The organism is Rothia nasimurium, assembly GCF_928382285.1.
Taxonomy (GTDB): domain Bacteria; phylum Actinomycetota; class Actinomycetes; order Actinomycetales; family Micrococcaceae; genus Rothia; species Rothia nasimurium_E.
Window position 1 is genome coordinate 227,926 of the sequence record NZ_CAKMSS010000001.1, and the last position, 19,920, is coordinate 247,845.

At 60.3% G+C, this 19,920-nt stretch carries 12 protein-coding genes and 1 CRISPR repeat array; of the genes, 5 read left to right on the forward strand and 7 right to left on the reverse strand.

Annotated elements, in window-relative coordinates:
• The first annotated feature begins 14 nt into the window (after positions 1 to 14).
• Positions 15 to 2,975 carry a CRISPR-associated helicase Cas3' gene (cas3, locus tag L6758_RS00955; RefSeq protein WP_237204815.1) on the forward strand — a complete coding sequence of 987 codons (2,961 nt, stop codon included), beginning with the start codon at positions 15 to 17 and terminating at the stop codon, positions 2,973 to 2,975.
• A gap of 58 nt (positions 2,976 to 3,033) precedes the next feature.
• Positions 3,034 to 5,746: direct repeats of the CRISPR family, unit length 29 nt; unit sequence GTGCTCCCCGCGTAGACGGGGATGAGCCG.
• Positions 5,747 to 5,825: 79 nt separating this feature from the next.
• Here cas3 and L6758_RS00960 read toward each other — a convergent pair.
• Positions 5,826 to 6,491: a hypothetical protein gene (locus tag L6758_RS00960; RefSeq protein WP_237204816.1), complete on the reverse strand. Its 666-nt coding sequence runs from the start codon at positions 6,489 to 6,491 to the stop codon at positions 5,826 to 5,828.
• A 390-nt stretch (positions 6,492 to 6,881) separates the two neighbouring features.
• Between L6758_RS00960 and acnA the strand changes: the two genes are divergently transcribed.
• Positions 6,882 to 9,566 (forward strand): aconitate hydratase AcnA, encoded by a 2,685-nt coding sequence (acnA, locus tag L6758_RS00965; RefSeq protein ID WP_237204817.1) that lies wholly within the window; start codon positions 6,882 to 6,884, stop codon positions 9,564 to 9,566.
• 188 nt (positions 9,567 to 9,754) lie between these two features.
• Here the strand turns inward: acnA and L6758_RS00970 are convergent, their stop codons facing one another.
• Complete coding sequence (locus L6758_RS00970) at positions 9,755 to 10,378, reverse strand: mismatch-specific DNA-glycosylase (protein WP_237204818.1); 624 nt, start codon at positions 10,376 to 10,378, stop codon at positions 9,755 to 9,757.
• 79 nt (positions 10,379 to 10,457) lie between these two features.
• A complete protein-coding gene (locus L6758_RS00975) occupies positions 10,458 to 11,990 on the reverse strand; it encodes an alanine/glycine:cation symporter family protein (RefSeq protein ID WP_237204819.1) in 1,533 nt (510 codons plus the stop codon).
• A 326-nt stretch (positions 11,991 to 12,316) separates the two neighbouring features.
• On the opposite strand from L6758_RS00975, the gene dxs reads away from it, so the two are divergent.
• Positions 12,317 to 14,293 carry a 1-deoxy-D-xylulose-5-phosphate synthase gene (dxs, locus tag L6758_RS00980; protein ID WP_237204820.1) on the forward strand — a complete coding sequence of 659 codons (1,977 nt, stop codon included), beginning with the start codon at positions 12,317 to 12,319 and terminating at the stop codon, positions 14,291 to 14,293.
• 163 nt (positions 14,294 to 14,456) lie between these two features.
• On the opposite strand, the gene L6758_RS00985 is transcribed toward dxs, so the two are convergent.
• The 3 genes from L6758_RS00985 to msrB all read right to left on the reverse strand — a co-directional run bounded on the left by L6758_RS00985 (position 14,457) and on the right by msrB (position 16,762).
• On the reverse strand, positions 14,457 to 14,954 hold the full coding sequence (locus tag L6758_RS00985; protein ID WP_237204821.1) for a Rieske (2Fe-2S) protein: 498 nt from the start codon (positions 14,952 to 14,954) through the stop codon (positions 14,457 to 14,459).
• Between the two features lie 9 nt (positions 14,955 to 14,963).
• Positions 14,964 to 16,235 carry an HRDC domain-containing protein gene (locus tag L6758_RS00990; RefSeq protein WP_237204822.1) on the reverse strand — a complete coding sequence of 424 codons (1,272 nt, stop codon included), beginning with the start codon at positions 16,233 to 16,235 and terminating at the stop codon, positions 14,964 to 14,966.
• A gap of 104 nt (positions 16,236 to 16,339) precedes the next feature.
• Positions 16,340 to 16,762 carry a peptide-methionine (R)-S-oxide reductase MsrB gene (gene msrB, locus L6758_RS00995; protein WP_237204823.1) on the reverse strand — a complete coding sequence of 141 codons (423 nt, stop codon included), beginning with the start codon at positions 16,760 to 16,762 and terminating at the stop codon, positions 16,340 to 16,342.
• A gap of 83 nt (positions 16,763 to 16,845) precedes the next feature.
• Here msrB and L6758_RS01000 point away from each other — a divergent pair, with 83 nt between their 5' ends.
• The gene (locus L6758_RS01000; protein WP_237204824.1) at positions 16,846 to 18,159 is read left to right on the forward strand and encodes an alpha/beta hydrolase family protein; all 1,314 of its coding nucleotides are present in this window, start codon (positions 16,846 to 16,848) and stop codon (positions 18,157 to 18,159) included.
• On the opposite strand, the gene ybaK is transcribed toward L6758_RS01000, so the two are convergent.
• Positions 18,097 to 18,591 (reverse strand): Cys-tRNA(Pro) deacylase, encoded by a 495-nt coding sequence (gene ybaK / locus L6758_RS01005; RefSeq protein ID WP_237204825.1) that lies wholly within the window; start codon positions 18,589 to 18,591, stop codon positions 18,097 to 18,099. The two genes, L6758_RS01000 and ybaK, sit on opposite strands and share 63 nt — an antisense overlap.
• Positions 18,592 to 18,822: 231 nt before the next feature.
• On the opposite strand from ybaK, the gene zapE reads away from it, so the two are divergent.
• Positions 18,823 to 19,884 (forward strand): cell division protein ZapE, encoded by a 1,062-nt coding sequence (gene zapE / locus L6758_RS01010; RefSeq protein WP_237204826.1) that lies wholly within the window; start codon positions 18,823 to 18,825, stop codon positions 19,882 to 19,884.
• The last annotated feature ends 36 nt before the right edge of the window (positions 19,885 to 19,920 follow it).

Sequence of the window (19,920 nt, forward strand, 5' to 3'; positions counted from 1 at the left end):
AGGATAACGCCACTGTGAAGACTAACCCTATCGAATCCTTATCTGCTGGTGCTCAAACTTTTTGGGCCAAGACAGGGCAGGAAGAATCACCCGCAACAGGAATGAGCCTAGCCCAGCATATGCTGGATAGTTCCCAGGTGGCCCACTATCTGTGGGAGAACTGGCTATCCGACGGCAGCAAACAGTGGATTCAAAAAAGCCTGAACCTTGAAGAAGCTGAAGCCCAAGCCCTTGTTTCCTGGTTGGTGGGAACCCACGATATTGGTAAAGCTAGCCCAGAATTCGCTGGGCAGCTAGATGCGCGTCAAAATATTGACCTTCTGGTTTACCGCCAAAGGATTGAGGACGCTGGGTATGACTTTATGCTAGACCTCACCAAGGTAACAGACCGTTGCCCTCACTCCCGCTACAGCTATAGCATTATCAGGCACTGGCTGGCACAGAAGTACCCTGCTGTTTCTGAAACAAGCATCAACAGTCTGGCCCAGGTGAGCGGCTCCCATCACGGCAAACCTGCGGCCGCCTACGCTGAGGGCAGGGACACCGAGCTTGTTCAACGCGTCCTGCAAGACACAAAATTTAAGAACTGGCTAGAAGCCTGGGACGAGTTGCTCAGCTTCATCGAAAGAACCACGGAGGCAGGCCACGCTATCCTAAAAGCCTTAGAAAACGGCGGCTTGAAACCTGACCTCCAATTCTTCATTACCGGGCTAACCATCATGTGCGACTGGATAGCTTCCAACCCCGACTACTTCCCCTACGGGCAGGTTACCCACCAGGAAACCCGACCCCAAGAGGCCTTTGAAAAGCTAAACCTTAGCCAGCCCTGGCAACCTGAAGACCTCAGCGCTTTGAGCCCAGAAGAAATCTATTCCAGCAGATTCTCCCTCCCACCAGGTGCTACCCTGCGTCCCATGCAAAAGGTCGTAGTGGAGGCCGCCCGCTCCCTCCAAAGCACCGGGCTTATGTGCATTGAAGCCCCCATGGGCCAGGGAAAAACAGAAGCAGGCCTGGTTGCCGCAGAGATCCTAGCTCACACCACCGGCAAAAACGGCCTGATGTTTGCCGCACCCACCCAAGCCACCGCGGATGCCCTCTTTGACCGTGTCGCGGACTGGGGGCGAAAAGCCGCCCACGGTAACGAGACAATCTCCATGTTCCTTGGGCATTCAAAAAGCAATCTCAACGAAAATTTTAGTCGTATGCGGTTTGCAGGTATCCACGCTGATGAGGGGCGTAAAGGCCACCAGGAAGAGGCTCGGGTTATTGCGCATCAGTGGTTTTCCCGCAAGAAAGGAGTGCTCTCTAATTTTGTAGTGGGCACTGTAGACCAGGTACTGATGATGGCGCTCGCCAGCAAACATGTGATGCTGCGGCACTTGGGGTTGGGCGAGAAAGTGTTGGTTATCGACGAGGTTCACGCCTACGACGCCTACATGAATGTTTATCTTGAAAATGCCTTGGAATGGTTGGGCAGGATGCAGGCCCCCGTGATTCTGATGTCTGCTACCTTGCCAGGGGTAGCTAGGCAGAAGCTGATGCAGGCTTACGCTCGGGGGCTGGGTTTCCGTAAGTCTAAGCCAGGTGTGGTGCCTGCTAGGAGAAGTAGGCGCGGGGGAGCTGCTAAAGTCTCTCAGCCTGTTGTGGAGAGCGTGGATCTTTCCTACCCCGTGATTCATACAGTCTCCATTGAAAACGCGGGTGAACCCAGGAAGTGGGAGATCGAACAGCCTAAGGAACAACAGGAATTTTCACTCAGGCTCATTGATGATTCCTTTGCTGAGCTAGATAGTGTGCTTGCGCCCCTCGAAAATAATGGGGGATGTGCCGCCATTATCTGTAATACGGTGAGCCGGGCCCAGGAAGTCTATGAACACTTGCAGGGGATCTTTGCTCCGCATGAGCTGATGCTGGTACATTCTCGTTTCATTGCGCGCGACCGCGTCAAAAATGAGAAGGTGCTTGTTGAAGCTTTGGGCAAAAAGAGCCGTGCTGGAGCCGGGCGTCCCGAGCGTTTTGTGGTCGTGGGGACGCAAGTCATTGAGCAGTCTCTAGACATTGACTTTGACGTGATGATTACGGACCACGCCCCGGTAGACCTTGTACTACAGCGTATGGGGCGTTTGCACCGTCATGACAGGGCAGGGGAGAGGGCACCCCACCATCTTGACCCGGTGTGCTACGTGCGCGGTGTCCAAGAACTTGGAACTGAAAATGCCGCCCCTGTCTTTACTGAATCTGCTGAAAAAATTTATGACAGGTCGATTCTGCTATCAAGCTATGCCCAGCTGATGCCTCATTTTGAGGGTAAGAAACTTCAGATTCCTGCTGATATAAGCGCACTGGTGCAGGGCGCTTACTCTGCTCAGGCATCTGTTCCTGAGGGCTGGGCTGAAACCTACGCGGAGGCCGTCCAGGAATGGAAGAGCAAGGAAGCAGAGAGCCGGAGAAAAGCAGGCGCGTACTCTATGCGCCCTGGCTCAGGCATCGACTATTTGTGTGATTTCTTTGGTGAAAAGGGTGTAATGGGCGATGCCGATGAGCTGAAATCTCAGGCTAAAGTGCGTGATACGGACGATACCTTGGAAGTGCTGGTGGTGCAGTCGGACGATGGTGGCCAGACCTACCGGCCACTGGGTGATGAATACGTGGATCTAATGTTTGAGGCTGACGCTTTAGAGAAACCTGATTGGAAACTGGCGAACGTGCTCGCAGGGTCTTCTATCCGTTTGCCCTACCAGTTTGCGGATAAGGGGTGGGCACCTAACAAGAATCCTTTTGACCTGGCCCTTAAGGCTTTAGAAACGAATCAATTTTCTGCCTGGCAACAGCATCACCTACTGAAAGGGGAGCTGGTGCTTCTGCTAGATACCAATATGGAATGTTCCTTAGCCGGGTACAGGTTGCGCTATTCGCAGGAACTGGGCTTGGAAGTTCTTCGGGAAGTAGATTCGGGTATGATTATCGAGGGCTAGCCGGCTAAAAGTAAAGTAAATTTCCTTGTTGTCTCGGTGTTCTACCATGTCAGCAAGTGTGCTCCCCGCGTAGACGGGGATGAGCCGCTGTGGGTCAGGGTCCCATGCCCCTGCAAGGAGTGCTCCCCGCGTAGACGGGGATGAGCCGAATGTCATCTTGATAGTACGCTGGCCCAGTTGGTGCTCCCCGCGTAGACGGGGATGAGCCGTCAGCCAGCACGAACCAAGGCTCACCCTCTACGTGCTCCCCGCGTAGACGGGGATGAGCCGAGCTCGAAGGTTTCCTCAGCCCCGGTGTCTATGTGCTCCCCGCGTAGACGGGGATGAGCCGCCACTGAGCATCTTTGGGGTTCAGCAGCAGGGGTGCTCCCCGCGTAGACGGGGATGAGCCGCGTCATCACCTACGCGCCCTACAAGCTGCCTAGTGCTCCCCGCGTAGACGGGGATGAGCCTGTTCGTTATAGCTGGTTGGGAGGTGGGCAGGGGTGCTCCCCGCGTAGACGGGGATGAGCCGAGCTAGAAGCACTTTTCAAACGTGATAACTGGGTGCTCCCCGCGTAGACGGGGATGAGCCGATTACCGGGCTGACCCCCACCACCAGCTACCCGTGCTCCCCGCGTAGACGGGGATGAGCCGATCTCTCAGCGCGTTAGCGTAGCCAGGGACAGGTGCTCCCCGCGTAGACGGGGATGAGCCCGTACCCAACGATGACCCGGTCGTCATCATGGCGTGCTCCCCGCGTAGACGGGGATGAGCCGACCATCCGGGGTGTAAGAGAAGCTGTGTGAAGGTGCTCCCCGCGTAGACGGGGATGAGCCGGCGCAGCAGCCACCACGGCAGTCGTATCCAAAGTGCTCCCCGCGTAGACGGGGATGAGCCGAACCATGCCCCGCGTCCTGACGACGAAGCAGAGTGCTCCCCGCGTAGACGGGGATGAGCCGAACACTAAGCCCCCGGCGGTGGAGGCAACCCGGTGCTCCCCGCGTAGACGGGGATGAGCCGAATCAACCGCCCGCTGGGCTATTTCCCGCTCAGTGCTCCCCGCGTAGACGGGGATGAGCCGGCAGAGCGCCGCGCCCGGCGTGAAACCGCGCTGTGCTCCCCGCGTAGACGGGGATGAGCCCAGGAAATGGTCAGGGCTGATAACACTCATGGGGTGCTCCCCGCGTAGACGGGGATGAGCCGAAGTGAAAACTCTTGCTGAGGCCCCCGGCGAAGTGCTCCCCGCGTAGACGGGGATGAGCCGTTCTGCCTGCATGACTGCGCCACCAGCCCACTGTGCTCCCCGCGTAGACGGGGATGAGCCTTTTGCAGGAGCTTGCTGGGAGTATGCCGCGTAGTGCTCCCCGCGTAGACGGGGATGAGCCGAGATGCTGGCGCTGTGCCAGGTGTTCCGTGCCGTGCTCCCCGCGTAGACGGGGATGAGCCGGACTGGCTCTATGACCGAACCCATCGTGAAGCGTGCTCCCCGCGTAGACGGGGATGAGCCGATGTGGGAGTCGCCCACCTGCTTACGTGGATCGTGCTCCCCGCGTAGACGGGGATGAGCCGAAAACAGCGTAGATAGCCAGGAAGAATGCGGTGTGCTCCCCGCGTAGACGGGGATGAGCCGTGTCTCAACAATTTCTTGTATTTCCGAAGATGGTGCTCCCCGCGTAGACGGGGATGAGCCCGTCGCAGCAGCCACAACCTAGCTGAGAGATTAGTGCTCCCCGCGTAGACGGGGATGAGCCGGCGTATCAGTCAGCCAAGACGTGATACCCCACGTGCTCCCCGCGTAGACGGGGATGAGCCGCTTGGCATCAATCACCAGGTAAGCGGCCTCATGTGCTCCCCGCGTAGACGGGGATGAGCCTCGCAAGAGATAGCTCTGCTCTAACTCCCAAAAGTGCTCCCCGCGTAGACGGGGATGAGCCCGGGTGAAACACAGACTCACCTAGCCAATGCAGGTGCTCCCCGCGTAGACGGGGATGAGCCGGACTGGCACCTTATCAGCCAGGACGGTCGGAGGTGCTCCCCGCGTAGACGGGGATGAGCCGGAATTGCGCTGCGTCGACATCAGCAGCAAAGAGTGCTCCCCGCGTAGACGGGGATGAGCCGTGGAGCCGCTGGGCATCTGGTGATAAGCCTAGGTGCTCCCCGCGTAGACGGGGATGAGCCGGTGGAGCGCACTTCGGGTACTTCTACGGTGAAGTGCTCCCCGCGTAGACGGGGATGAGCCGGCCCGCTGCCCAATCTGCTCTAGGGTCGCTGAGTGCTCCCCGCGTAGACGGGGATGAGCCGGCTACGGCTAATTGCCGCAGGGTCTCTGAGTAGTGCTCCCCGCGTAGACGGGGATGAGCCTACCGCCATAATGCTGGCCACCAATCTGAAATAGTGCTCCCCGCGTAGACGGGGATGAGCCGAGTGTGCGCCGCTGGCTCCCCTGGGTGAAGCCGTGCTCCCCGCGTAGACGGGGATGAGCCGAATACGAACCCGTGAGGGGCTGAGGCTAATGGGTGCTCCCCGCGTAGACGGGGATGAGCCGGCCAGCTGCCGACGGTCTACTTGCCTGATTCTGTGCTCCCCGCGTAGACGGGGATGAGCCGATACCCGCCGGGTGCGTGAAGCGCTGGATGAGGTGCTCCCCGCGTAGACGGGGATGAACCGGCAACGTGGGTCATAATGACGGCATCCCAGTCGTGCTCCCCGCGTAGACGGGGATGAGCCCAAGGAAACCGGCACCATCATCACCACAGATCAGTGCTCCCCGCGTAGACGGGGATGAGCTAGAACGTGAATCCTACCTACGGCTTATCTCAAGAGTGCCACCCGCGCGGACTGGGAAAGCCAGTAAGCAGGCTGGTTAGCCTAGCGGGTGCGGGCAGGTACAAAGAGCCCGTAGATGCCCAGCGCGCCGAGCACGAGGGTAGCTACCCCAAACGGAACAGCTGTGGGGGAGTGCTCACCGCCGGTCGTTATGAATGTATCTGCCAGCCCCACGCCCATGTGCCAGCCCCACCCCAGAAAGAGAAGGAAGCAAGCGATAGCTACAGCAAGAGAACAGAAACCGATAGCGCGTTTGGTGCTGTAGGATGCCATGCCCCGCAACCACTCGTGCACGTTCGGCAGAGCAGCTAAAAGAAGCGCGACGAAAAAGCCCCACACAACCACGACAAAGAGGCTAAATTGGTTGGTCTCCTTCATCAGGCTGTAAATCTCGCTGAGAGTGTAACCCGGGGCTGCAGCCAGCGGGTTCCACCAAAAGGCATGCAGGCCGTAGTAGATAGCTAGCAGCAACCCGAGCACACAAAAGGAAAGAGGCAGGCGGACGCCCGGGGTCGGCTTTCCCTGCAACGTGTTGGTTTTTGGTTCGGCGGCGGACGAACCGCGAAAAATCTCGGTGATACCAACGCCCAGCAAGGCGGCGGCGCCTGCGAGGAAGGAAAGCCCTGCCGCCCAGTTGATGAGGGAAGCGAACTGAATTGAAGCTGGGTGGGGGAGAGCTATCGCTCCTGAGGTAGCCAGCGCAAACACCGCAGCGCTACCGATAAGGAGCCAGCGAAAGACTGCATTGAGTGTGTTTGCTACGGGCCTAGGCTGTGCCCGATGCAAGCGATCAGGAGAAACCGTCATGCTCCTATTCTGGCACGAGAACGCAATATATTAACGGCACATTTTCCTTGCCAAAGCCGAAAAATCGCGCCCGAGGTGGGGCGCGCGTCCGCTCCCTGAAAGATGCAGACGAAACATTTGCTTACGAACCGTCTTCAAAATATGTGAACAACGTGATACGCGGTACACTAAAAAGCAGTGGCCTCGTGCCCACCGGCTCAAGAGCGAGCATCACACACCCGTCGCGCAGACGCGACGGTGCCCACAGGCGCACGAGCCAATCGCAAGACAGTGTCGAGAGGAGTCCCACATATGAGCACTGTGGATAGCTTCGGTTCAAAGGGCGTACTTTCCGTCAACGGAACCGACTATGAAATTTTCCGTCTAAAGGCAGTAGAAGGCTCACAGAAGCTGCCTTACTCCCTGAAGGTTCTACTCGAAAACCTTCTGCGCACCGAAGACGGTGCCAACATCACCGAAGGCCACATCAAGGCACTCGCCAACTGGGATCCCTCCGCGGAACCCGATACCGAAATCCAGTTCACCCCCGCTCGCGTCATCATGCAGGACTTCACCGGCGTTCCCTGCGTGGTTGACCTTGCCACCATGCGTGAGGCCGTGAAGGAACTGGGCGGCGACCCCTCAAAGATCAACCCCCTGGCACCTGCCGAACTGGTCATCGACCACTCCGTGCAGATTGATACCTTCGGCACCGCCGACGCTATCACCCGCAACATGGACATCGAATACCAGCGCAACGGCGAACGCTACAAGTTCCTGCGCTGGGGCCAGACCGCCTTCGACGACTTCAAGGTCGTTCCTCCCGGCATGGGTATCGTGCACCAGGTCAACATCGAGTACCTGGCCCGCACCATCATGGCCCGCGAGGTCAATGGCGTCCTGCGCGCCTACCCCGACACCGTTGTAGGCACCGACTCCCACACCACCATGGTGAACGGTCTGGGCGTTCTCGGCTGGGGCGTTGGCGGCATCGAAGCTGAAGCAGCAATGCTCGGCCAGCCCGTCTCCATGCTGATTCCCCGCGTTGTCGGCTTCAAGCTCACCGGCTCCATCCCCTCCGGCGCAACCGCAACCGACGTCGTGCTCACCATCACCGAAATGCTGCGCGAACACGGTGTAGTCGGCAAGTTCGTTGAATTCTACGGCGAAGGCGTAGGCCAGGTGCCCCTGGCAAACCGTGCAACCATCGGTAACATGAGCCCCGAATTCGGCTCCACCGCCGCCATGTTCCCCATCGACGAGAAGACCCTCGAATACCTGCGCCTGACCGGCCGCAGCGAAGAGCAGGTCGCCCTGGTTGAGGCCTATACCAAGGAACAGGGCCTCTGGCACGACCCCTCCGTCGACGTTGAGTACTCCGAGTACCTGGAACTGGACCTCTCCACCGTGGTCCCCTCGATCGCAGGCCCCAAGCGTCCCCAGGACCGCATCCTGCTCTCAGAGTCCAAGAGCCAGTTCGAATCAGACATCAAGAACTACGCCAAGGACGGCGAAACCGACAAGTCAGCCCAGGTCTCCATGGCCGACGGCCGCGAGTTCGAGCTCAAGAACGGTGCGGTGTCCATCGCCTCGATTACCTCCTGCACCAACACCTCCAACCCCTCGGTCATGATGGCAGCAGGCGTCCTCGCCCGCAACGCCGCCGCCAAGGGCCTGACCGCCAAGCCCTGGGTCAAGACCTCTATCGCACCCGGCTCGAAGGTCGTCACCGACTACTACGAGAAGGCAGGCCTGCTGCCTGACCTCGAGAAGCTGGGCTTCTACGTCGTTGGCTACGGCTGCGCCACCTGTATCGGTAACTCCGGCCCCCTGGAGCCCGAAATCTCAGAGGCCATCCAGAGCGAAGACCTCTCCGTCACCGCGGTTCTCTCGGGTAACCGTAACTTCGAGGGTCGTATTTCACCGGACGTCAAGATGAACTACCTGGCCTCCCCGCCGCTGGTCATCGCCTACGCCCTGGCCGGTACCATGGACTTCGACTTCGAGAAGGACGCCCTGGGCACCGACGCCGACGGCAACGAGGTCTACCTCAAGGACATCTGGCCCGATCCCGAAGAAGTACAGAAGATCATCGACGAATCAGTCGATACCGACATGTACACCAAGGAATACGGCACCATCTTCGACGGTGACGAGCGCTGGCAGGCCCTGGAGACCCCCACCGGCTCTACCTTCGAGTGGGACGACAAGTCCACCTACGTGCGTAAGCCCCCGTACTTCGAGGGCATGACCATGGAAACCACCCCCGTTGAGGACATCAAGGGCGCCCGCGTACTGCTCAAGCTGGGCGACTCGGTCACCACCGACCACATCTCACCGGCCGGTTCCTTCAAGTCAGACACCCCCGCAGGTAAGTACCTGATCGAAAACGGTGTTGAGCGCAAGGACTTCAACTCCTACGGCTCCCGCCGCGGTAACCACGAAGTTATGATTCGCGGTACCTTCGCCAACATCCGTATCAAGAACCAGCTTCTGGACGGCGTTGAAGGCGGTTTCACCCGCGACTTCACCAAGGACGGCGAACAGTCCACCGTCTACGACGCATCCATGAACTACCAGGCTGCCGGCATCCCGCTGGTTGTTCTGGGTGGTAAGGAATACGGTACCGGTTCATCCCGTGACTGGGCTGCTAAGGGCACCACCCTGCTGGGCGTCAAGGCAGTTATCGCTGAATCCTTCGAGCGTATCCACCGTTCAAACCTGATTGGTATGGGCGTTGTACCCCTGCAGTTCCCCGCCGGTGAATCCCACGAATCACTCGGCCTGACCGGTACCGAAACTTTCGATATCACCGGCCTGACCGAACTGAACGAGGGCACCACCCCCAAGACCCTCAAGGTCACCGCCACCGCTGAAGACGGCAAGGTCACCGAGTTCGACGCTGTAGTTCGCATCGACACCCCCGGTGAAGCCGACTACTACCGCAACGGCGGCATCCTGCAGTACGTTCTGCGCAACCTGGTCCGCGGCTCCTAAGTTCTAGAGCGCTAACAGGTTCACGGTCTGTGGCCCCCACTTTCGAGTGGGGGCCACAGACCTTTTTATTTGTTTTCTATAAAGTTGGGACCAGATAACTGTTCGAAGTATCGGTAGGCATTGAGGATTTGGGGAGGAATCTGGTCCCTTATGTGCGGTAGCGGGGACGGGGGCAGGGACGGGCGTGGCTAGGTGAGCGGTTGCGTGGAGTCCCAGACCTGCCGCCACTTATCCGCTAGGGAATCAATATTTTCGTGGGCGTTCAAACCGCTAGGCTGAGGCACGACCCAGAGCTGGCTCGCCGGGTTCCACCCCTCAATCTGGGAGGTGTCTTGTCGCCCCAGCTGAGCCTTCCTATCGCCGAAGGCTGTCCGATAGGCTGTAATGCCGGCAATGGCTACAGTCTGGGGGCTATAGGTGTGGGTGAGCTCAATCAGCCGGGGGAGAGCGTCCTTCAGCTCCTGGACTGTGAGCTCGTCAGCCCGTGCCGTTGCCCGGTCAACCAGATTGGTGATACCAATTCCCAGGTGGGCTAGCTGTTCCTCTACCTCGTCGCTCAGGCCGCGTGAGGCGTCCACCCTAGGAGTGACGATTCCGGCGCGATCCAGCGAAGGCCAGAAACGGTTGCCAGGAAAGGCAAAGGGGGCGTTAACGGCGGACGTCCACAGCCCAGGGTTGATGCCAACAATGAGCATGCGCAGGGGAGTACCAGCTACGGGCAATCTGTCATCTAGGGTTCCGTTGACAAAGTTTTGGAGTTGCTCCCGAGTGGGGCGCTGGTCGCCCAGCGGGGAGGGATGAAGAGTGCTCATGACCCCACCCTACACGCAGAAGCGCCCCGCACAATCCTTGACTGTGCGGGGCGCCTGAGTAGCTAAAGCCTAGTTTGTCTTACTTGGCGTCCTGAACCGGGATAGCACCGGTCTTCACATCGTAGTAGGTCTCCCAGAAATCAGCGTTCTTGATGCCGAGAGGTCGGGGGTCGAACATGGGGTCAAGGCCCTGCTTCTTCTGCTGCTCGTAGTCCTTGAGCACCTGTAGAGCGGGCTTCTGAATGACCAGAATACCCACGATGTTCAGCCAGGCCATCAGACCTACGCCGATATCGCCAAGGGCCCAGGCGGCACCTGCGGTGCTGACGCAGCCAATAACGGTTGCGGTCAGAATCAGCAGCTGCAGCAAACGCAACAGGGCGTTGCCCAGGGTCTTGTTCTGCAGGTTACGGGTCAGGTAACGCAGGTTGGTTTCTGCCATGTAGTAGTAGGCCACGATGGTGGTGAAGGCGAAGAAACCCAGTGAAACTGCGATGAAGATCGGGCCAGCACCGGGGATCAGCGTATCGAAGGCGGACTGTGCAAATGCCGGACCAACGGTAGCGCCTTCGGCCAGGTTGCCCGAGCCCTCAGCCAGGACCGGGGTATCGGCTGAGCCGCCCTCGTAGACGCGGTACATGCCGGTTGAAAGGATCAGGAAGGCAGTAGCGGAGCAGACGAAGAGGGTGTCGATGTAGACTGCCATTGCCTGTACGAAGCCCTGGGCAGCGGGGTGCTTGACCTCAGCGGCGGCAGCAGCGTGGGGGCCGGTGCCCTGGCCAGCTTCGTTGGAGTAGATACCGCGCTTGACGCCCCATTCAACGGCGGTGCCGATGATGGCGCCGAAGGTGGCGTGCAGACCAAATGCTGATGAGAAGATCAGGTTGATAACGTCACCCAGCATGTTGATGTTGATGAAGGCTACGATCATGGCCAGCACGATGTAGATGATAGCCATGAAGGGAACCACAACAGAGGCGAAGGTTGCAATACGCTTGACGCCACCAACGACAATGAAGGCCAGCAGGATGGTGATACCGGTGGCAGTCATCCAGGGGTGAACCTCGGGGAAGGCTCCCTGCATGGAGGTAGCAATACCGTTAGCCTGAACGCCCGGCAGGAAGAAACCGCAGGCAAGGACGGTAGCGAAAGCAAAGATGGAGGCGTAGACCTTGAAGAGCCCGGAGTACTTGGTATGGCGGTAGGCCTTTTCAAAGTAGTAGGCAGGGCCGCCGCGGTACTCGCCGGTGACCTTATCGCGTTCCTTGTAAATCTGGCCCAGGGTGGACTCGATGAAGGAGGTTGATGAGCCCAGGAAGGCTACGGTCCACATCCAGAAGACGGCGCCGGGTCCGCCGAAGGCTATGGCGGTGGCAACGCCGGCGATGTTACCGGTGCCTACGCGGCCAGCGAGTGACATGGCAAGGGCCTGGAAGGACGAGACGCCGTCCTTAGATGACTCGCCCTTGAAGGTCGCGCGAATCATGGTGGGAATCTGACGGATCTGGAGCAGGCGGGTGCGGATGGTGAAGTACACGCCAACAGCCAGGCAAAGATATACCAGCACGGGTGACCAGATAATACTGTTCGCCCAGTCGATTGCTGCGGTCATAGAAGAAATCCATTCGTGCGGGGCTAGTGAGGGAACTAGCCTGGTAATGATTCAGTCTCACTGTGACCTATATTTGTGTGCCAGTGCACAGTATGAGCTGTTGAACACTGATACTAGCGGCTCGTATATACATTTGAAAAGTGCCACGCGTGATGAAACCTAACTGAAACACAAGCGCTACACTGCTTCCCACACTGTGAATCGCTAAACCAGCACTGAGCGGGTAAAGTTACTTAATTGCAACACACTAGACTTTTGACCGGTGACCGCCGCCCACAGCTACAAGGACGTTGGGGTGCAGCTAGCCGGTGAACGGGGGAGTAATCGTGGGACTACTAGAAACTATTGGTGAGCCGAGCGACCTGAACGCTCTGAGCTCCGAGCAGCTCACCGAGCTTGCCCAAGAGATTCGTGAGTTCCTCGTTAACAATGTCTCGCGAACCGGCGGGCACCTGGGCCCCAACCTGGGCGTTGTTGAACTGACCCTGGGCATTCACCGGGTCTTCAATTCCCCCCACGATTCCATCGTCTTTGATACCGGCCACCAGTCCTACGTTCATAAGCTGGTGACCGGCCGCCAGAATTTTGAAACCCTGCGCCAGAAGGGCGGCATTGCAGGCTACCCTGAGCGCGCAGAATCTGACCACGACATCGTTGAGTCCTCGCACGCGTCCTCGTCTCTTTCCTGGGCAGACGGCATCTCCCGCGCCTACCAGCTCACCGGGCAGGGCGACCGCTACACCGTAGCCGTCATCGGCGACGGTGCGCTTACCGGCGGTATGGCCTGGGAAGCGGTCAACAACATCGCAGCGGATAAAAACCGCAAGGTCGTCATCGTTGTCAACGACAACGGCCGCTCCTACGCCCCTACCGTCGGCGGCTTTGCCAACCAGCTGGCTGCCCTGCAGCACGAACTGCAGAACCGTCTCGATAAGGTGCGCCTGGATTCCCGTTACGAGCGCACCCTGGCCGCTGCCCGCACAAAGCTCCAAAAGGGCGGCTCGGTAGGCCAGATGATTTACCGCGGCCTGCACGGCATGAAGGCCGGTATCAAGGACGTCATGGTACCCGGCGGTATCTTCGAAGACCTCGGCATGAAGTACGTGGGCCCCATCGACGGGCACGACCTCGAAGCCGTAGAAACCGCCCTGGAATCCGCTAAAAACTTTGGCGGGCCCGTCATCGTGCACGCCATCACCGAAAAGGGCCACGGCTACGCGCCGGCCGTCAGCGACAAGGACGATATGTTCCACGCCGTCGGCGTCATCGACCCCGATACCGGCGAGGCCCTGGCGAAGTCGTCCGGAAAATCCTGGACCAGCGTCTTTGCCCAAGAAATCAAAGACATCGCCGATGAACGCGACGACATCGTCGGTGTCACCGGTGCTATGCTCATTCCTGTTGGCCTCAAGCCTATGGCTGCCGCCCACCCCGACCGCGTCATCGACGTGGGTATCGCCGAACAGCACGCTATCGCTATGAGCGCGGGCCTGGCCTACGGCGGCCAGCACCCCGTGATCGCCCTCTACGCGACCTTCCTCAACCGCGGCTTCGACCAGCTGCTCATGGACGTCGCCCTGCACAAGGCCGGCGTAACCATCGTGCTGGACCGATCCGGCGTCACCGGCCCCGACGGAGCCTCCCACCACGGCATGTGGGACCTTGCCCTGCTGCAGTTCATCCCCGGCCTGCACCTAGCTGCCCCCCGCGACGCTGTAACCTTGCGCGAAGAACTCCGCGAAGCCGTCGCCATCGAGGACGCCCCCACCGTGGTGCGCTACCCCAAGGGCTCAGTGGGCGCCGATATCCCCGCCCTTGAACGTCTGGCAGACGGCACGGACGTCCTCGCCCGCCACGGCGAACCCAACCCCGAAAGCGGCCAGCGCGACGTGCTCCTCATCGGAGTCGGTGCCTTTGCCCGTCTCGCCCTCGACACCGCAGACCTGCTCGCCGAGCAGGGCGTGAGCGTAACCGTCATCGACCCCCGCTGGGTCATGCCCGTACCCGCCAGCGTAGTAACCCTCGCCGGCGAACACCGCATCGTCGTTTCCATGGAGGACGGCGTGCGGGCAGGCGGCGTAGGCTCCCGCATCCGCCAAGAAATGCGGGCAGCCGGAATCGACACCGCCCTCAACGAACTGGGCCTGCCCGCTGAGTTCATCAAGCATGCAGAACGCGGCGAAATCCTTGAAGAAGTGGGCCTTACACCCCAGAAAATTAGCGCCGATATTCTCGCGCAGCTCGCCGGGAACATGGTGCCCTTCGCCCGCACCGAAGGTGAGAAGCCTAAGCACACTAGCTAAGTGATGGTTAAGAGGTGGGTGCTCTCTTTAAAAGGGGGTGAAGTAGACTCGTAGCGAAGCTGCTGGCTCGGCGGCTGGCGTGAATCGCTTGTGAGCGTCAGCGAACCAGCGAGAGGGTCGGCAGCGAGCGCGAGTCTACTTCACCCCCCAAAAAACTCTTAGCTTAAGAGACCCAGATACGGCCGTCCTTGACCTCCACCGTGAACTCGGGCAGGGCAGTTTCTGCGGGGCCGCCCTGCACGGAGCCGTCCTCTAGTGAGAAGACAGAGGCGTGGCAGGGGCAGGCCATGGTCTTTTCTTTCTGGGCGTTGAGCTGGCAGCCCTGGTGGGTGCAGACCGATGAGAAGGCGTGGAAGGTGCCCTCGGTCGGCTGGGTAATCATTACGGTTACCCCGTCGCTATTGGCCTGGATGACGCCGCCTACGGGGACGTCCTCAACCGCGGCCATGTCGGTGGCCTGCGCCGGGCGGCCGTCGTTGGCGGTCAGGCTCTCAGACTCGTCAGAAGAACCGCAGGCAGTTAGTAGCGCGGCACCGGCGCCCAGACCCGCAGTGCCCGCTACCGCCTGGCGGCGGGTGAGCCCGCGCCCACCGGTCTCGGCCTGCTCAGCGGGGGCGGGAGCGTCCTTGTTTTCCTTCTGACAACCACAGGTAGTGCACATAGTTGAACCTTACTTTGTAGATGAATGTCTAACCCGGGCAAAAACATCAGCCAGGTCAGGGGCTATAAGTTCAATCTGCCACTGGCGTGCCCCAAGTTCAAGCAGGGCTACCCTAAGTTCCTCAACGGACGACCCGGCAGGCGGGTCCCAGCACAGGCGGCGCAGCACATCGGGGGCAAGGACGTTCTCCTGCGGCATGTTCAGGCGCTCGCCCGCAGCGAGTACCGCAGGTTTCGCCTCAGCAATAAGCAGGGCGGACTCGGGGCGCTTGACCTCCCATGCCTTCAGCGGCGGGGGACCGGACGCCGGGGTCGTGAAGGGGACAGGCTCCGCCTCCTTCTTCGCGTCCGCCAGGGCCTTCAGCCAGCGCGGAGCCTCCCGCTTAAGAGCGCGGGTTTGAAAGCCGGGAATCTGCAAAATAGCCGGGACGGTGCGCGGCATGAGCCGGGCAGCAGTAATCAAGGACGCATCGGGCAGCAGGCGCTTGGGGGCAACGTCCTTCTTCTGCGCCAGGTGCTCACGCTCGTACCAGAGGTTGCGCAGGGCGGTGAGCTGGCGGCGGGTCTTCAAATCGCGAATGCCCTTGGTCTTGCGCCAGGGGTCGGGCTTCTCTTCACGCTCAGGGTGCTCACACACGTAGCGGAACTCCTCAAGCGCGTAGGCCAGCTTGCCCTGAGCCCGCAGTTCATCCTCCACCGCATCGCGCAGATCAAGCAGAATATCAACGTCCAAAGCGGCATAGTTCAGCCAGGCGGCGGGGAGCGGACGGTGGGACCAGTCCACGGCAGAGTGCTCCTTGGCCAGCTTGTAGCCCAACAGGTTCTCTACCATGTACCCCAGCCCCACGCGCTCAAACCCGGCCAGGCGTCCGCCCAGCTCCGTATCAAAGAGAGCGTCGGGGTACATGCCAAGGTCAGCCAGGCAGGGCAAATCCTGAGTCGCAGCGTGCAGCACCCACTCGGCCCCGGCCAGGGCATCGTTAATCAGGGTGAGGTCATCAAAGCTCTCGGGGTCAATCAGAATCACCCCGGAATTACCTCGCTTGAGCTGCACTAAAAAAGCCCGCTGACCATAGCGAATACCAGATGCGCGCTCGGTATCAACCGCCACGGGCCCGCTTTCTGCCGCCAGAATTTTAGCTACGCGGTGTAAGCCCCGCTCGGTATTAATGACGCTCGGTGTGCCTCCCTCAGGCTCGTCGAGATACACTACCTCGGGGATACTAATCCCCTCAGGTAAATCAAACTGAGAACCTGTTCCCCCTACAGGTTGCGCCACCATAAAACTCCCTCCCGGTGGAAAACTACCTCCCCATTATGCCAGGTTTTGCCCAGCCCTACCGGGGTGAGCGTTGTCCGCTCACCCAATACCCCCGGGCAGAGAACCTACTCAGCTACCGGCTTCTCGTGCAGGGTCAGGCTGATGGAGTTAATGCAGTAGCGCAGATCGGTGGGGGTGTCATAGCCTTCCCCCTCAAAAACATGGCCCAGGTGCGAATCGCAGGCAGCGCAGCGCACCTCAACGCGCACCATGCCCAGGGAACGGTCCTCGATATAGCGCACCCGGTCAGCGGCCAGCGGCTCAAAGAAAGAAGGCCAGCCGCAGTGGCTCTCAAACTTCTCGGTGGACCGGAACAGTTCTGTGCCACAGGCCCGGCAGGCATAGACACCCTCGGTAGTGGTATCCCAATATTCGCCGGTAAAAGCCCGCTCAGTACCGCCCTGGCGAAGTACGGCGTACTCGTCGGGCTTAAGGACCTCTTTCCAGTTCTTGGCGATAGCCCCAAGGCCGGGGAGTGCATCACTCATGGCATGCTCACTTTCTTAACCGCGGTATTTCTTCACCAGTATAAGCGGGCGCTGGCCAGGCTTATTCCCGTAAACTAGGCACCATGGCTAGCACGCACGAATCTACTACCTCAGCTCGTACTCTCACCCTGGCCACCGTGGCCGGTGCCGCCGGAGCCGCCGGTGCAACCCTGGCCTTCGCTGCTGCCCTGGGCACCGCGGGGGTTGCCACCCACTTCGCCCGCAAAATTGTGGTTCCACCCAAGGCCCCGGTGGAGGACGTCCGCGTGCACTCGGTGGGGTACAGCAGCGTTGAGATGAGTGAAGAACAGCCTCCCACCAGCATCCGTATCGACGCCACCGAACGCACAACAGCCCCCGGCCACTACGGCTTTTACTTCTCGGGTGGGGCGGGCTTTGCCCTGCTGGGAGAGGTCATCTCTTACCTGCCCGCAGAAAACACGGTGGTACGGAGTATCGAAAAAATTTACCGGGGCGATATCGCAGGCATTAAGCGCGGACGCCTGACCGGCGTGGTTGCCACCGACCCGGCAATGGCTGGCTACCGGGCAGAAGATATCGAACTATCTTTGCCAGTAGGTGTTGCACCGGCCTGGGTCGTGCACCCCGGCGCAGCCCTGGACAGGCAGGGAGCAAACGACCCCGGTGCACCTGAGCCCAGCGACACCTGGGCCATCATGGTGCACGGCATGGGGGCAACCCGAGCCGAAACCCTGCGCGCCCTCGACGCCACCCAGGCCCTGGGCCTGACCAGCCTGCACATGAGCTACCGCAACGACCGCGAAGCCCCCGCCAGCGAGGACGGCCGCTACGGCCTGGGCTTTACCGAATGGCGGGATGTTGAAGTAGCCATCGACTATGCCCTGGCCCACGGCGCTCGCGATGTAGTGCTGTTCGGCTGGTCCATGGGTGGCTCTATCTGCATGCAGACCGCTGACCTTGCCCGCAACCGCCGGGCCATCCGGGCGCTGGTGCTTGATGGGCCTGCCCTGGACTGGCTGGAACTCATTCGCTACCACACCCACCTGAATAAGATTCCCCTGCGCATTGGCCAGCTGGGTGTTCAGATGATTACCCACCCGGCCCTGAGCACCCTCACCGGCCTGAAGGAACCCATCAGCCTCGACCAGATCTCCTGGCCCCATCGGGCAGATGACATCGCCCTGCCCACCCTGATCATGCACTCGGTGGACGACACCTACGTGCCCTACCAGCCCTCCCAGGCCCTAGCTGAGCTATCCCCCCTGGTGGACTTCGTACCCTTCGAAAAGGCTCCCCACACCAGGGAATGGAACGTGGACCCCCAGCTCTGGTTCGAAACCGTAACGAACTGGCTAGGCAGCCGCGATATCGGCATACGCCCCCTCAGTGAGGGCAAGCAGGTCGTCAGCAGCTAGCTCAACATCTAGACCGCGGCGCCCACCGGAGACCAAAATCGTCTCAAACAGCTGGGCAGTCTCGTCTACCAGCGTGGGGTGTGCCGTCTTCTGGCCAAGCGGTGAAATACCGCCCACCACATAGCCGGTGCGCTTCTCTGCCACATCGGGGGCCGCCATCTTGGCCGACTTCCAACCCAGGGCAGCGGCAGCAGCCTTGACGTTCAGCTTGCCACCCACCGGCACCACGCAGACCGCAAAATCCTTCTCGTGGGTAATCATCAGAGTCTTAAAAACCTGCTCGGGGGAGCGACCCAGCTTTTCAGCAGCTTCCAGACCAAAGTTGGTTTCACCCTCCACATGCTCGTACTCGCGCACCTCAAAGGCGGTACCCGTCTGCTGCAAGAGCGCCAGGGCCGCGGTAGCTGCCCCCTTCTTCTTTGCCTTAGCCATATGTAGTTATCCTTTCCCTCAGCTCTTTAGCCTGCACCTACCAGCCTAAAACGAGAAGCCGCCCACCGGCGTCCGCTCACAGCCCCCGCCGCCAATCTGTGAAGAAGCCAACCGGCTTAGAGTCAGGTTCGCCCTAAGACCCCCGCAACATTGGGCAACCTGAGACCCAGCTACTAGACTGTGGGTGTACGAATCACCAGCGCACCGTCGCGCCCAAGGGAAAGACCACACGTGGCAACCTACACCCACCTCACCGACCGCACCCCCCACGTCTCAGCCGACGAACTACTCTCAGGGTTCAGGCCCTCCGAACGATTCGGTGAAGTGTCTTTCAATACCTACCGGCCCGACCCCGCCCAGCCCTCCCAACAGGCAGCCGTCGACGCCCTGCGCGCCTTCGGCGAAAACATCAACCGCGGCGGTTCAGCCAGCGGGGGCGGTTTCTTCGGCAAACTCTTCGGCGGCGGCAAAAAGAAGGACGACACCAAAGCCGGACTCTACCTCGACGGCGGCTTCGGCGTGGGTAAAACCCACCTGCTAGCCTCCCTCTGGCACATGGTGGAAGGGCCCAAAGCCTTCGGCACCTTCGTCGAATACACCAACCTGGTCGGCGCCCTGACCTTTCGCAAAACCGTCGAAGCTCTCTCAAGCTACAAGCTGGTCTGCATCGACGAATTTGAACTCGATGACCCCGGCGACACCGTGCTCATGTCACGCCTCATGCGCGAACTAGCAGAAGCCGGCGTCAAACTCGTCGCCACTTCCAACACCCTGCCCGGCGCCCTCGGCGAAGGACGCTTCGCAGCCGCCGACTTCAAACGCGAAATCCAAGTACTCGCCGACCAGTTCGACGTCCTACGCGTCGACGGTGAAGACTTCCGCCACCGCGGCCTACCCGCCGCCCCCGCACCCGTAGCAGACGCCGATTTTGACGCCCTGGTCGATAACCGCTTCGGTGGGCTTGGAACCGTCGCCATCGACGACTTCGAAGCCCTTATCGACCACCTCTCCCGCGTGCACCCCTCCCGCTACCGCCAATTCATCGACGGCCTCGACGCCATCGCCTGGCGCAACGTCACCACCATCACCCAACAAGCCGTCGCCCTGCGCTTCGTCGTCCTCGCCGACCGCCTCTACGACAAAGACCTCCCCATCATCGCCTCCGGCGTCCCCTTCGACCGGGTCTTCACCGAAGAAATGATGACCGGCGGCTACCAGAAAAAGTACTTCCGCGCGGTTTCACGCCTGACCGCTCTATCACGTGAGGGTATGTTGGACGAAACGGAGGCGTGAAACCAGGACGCCGGGGCACACCAGCCTGCCAGCAGC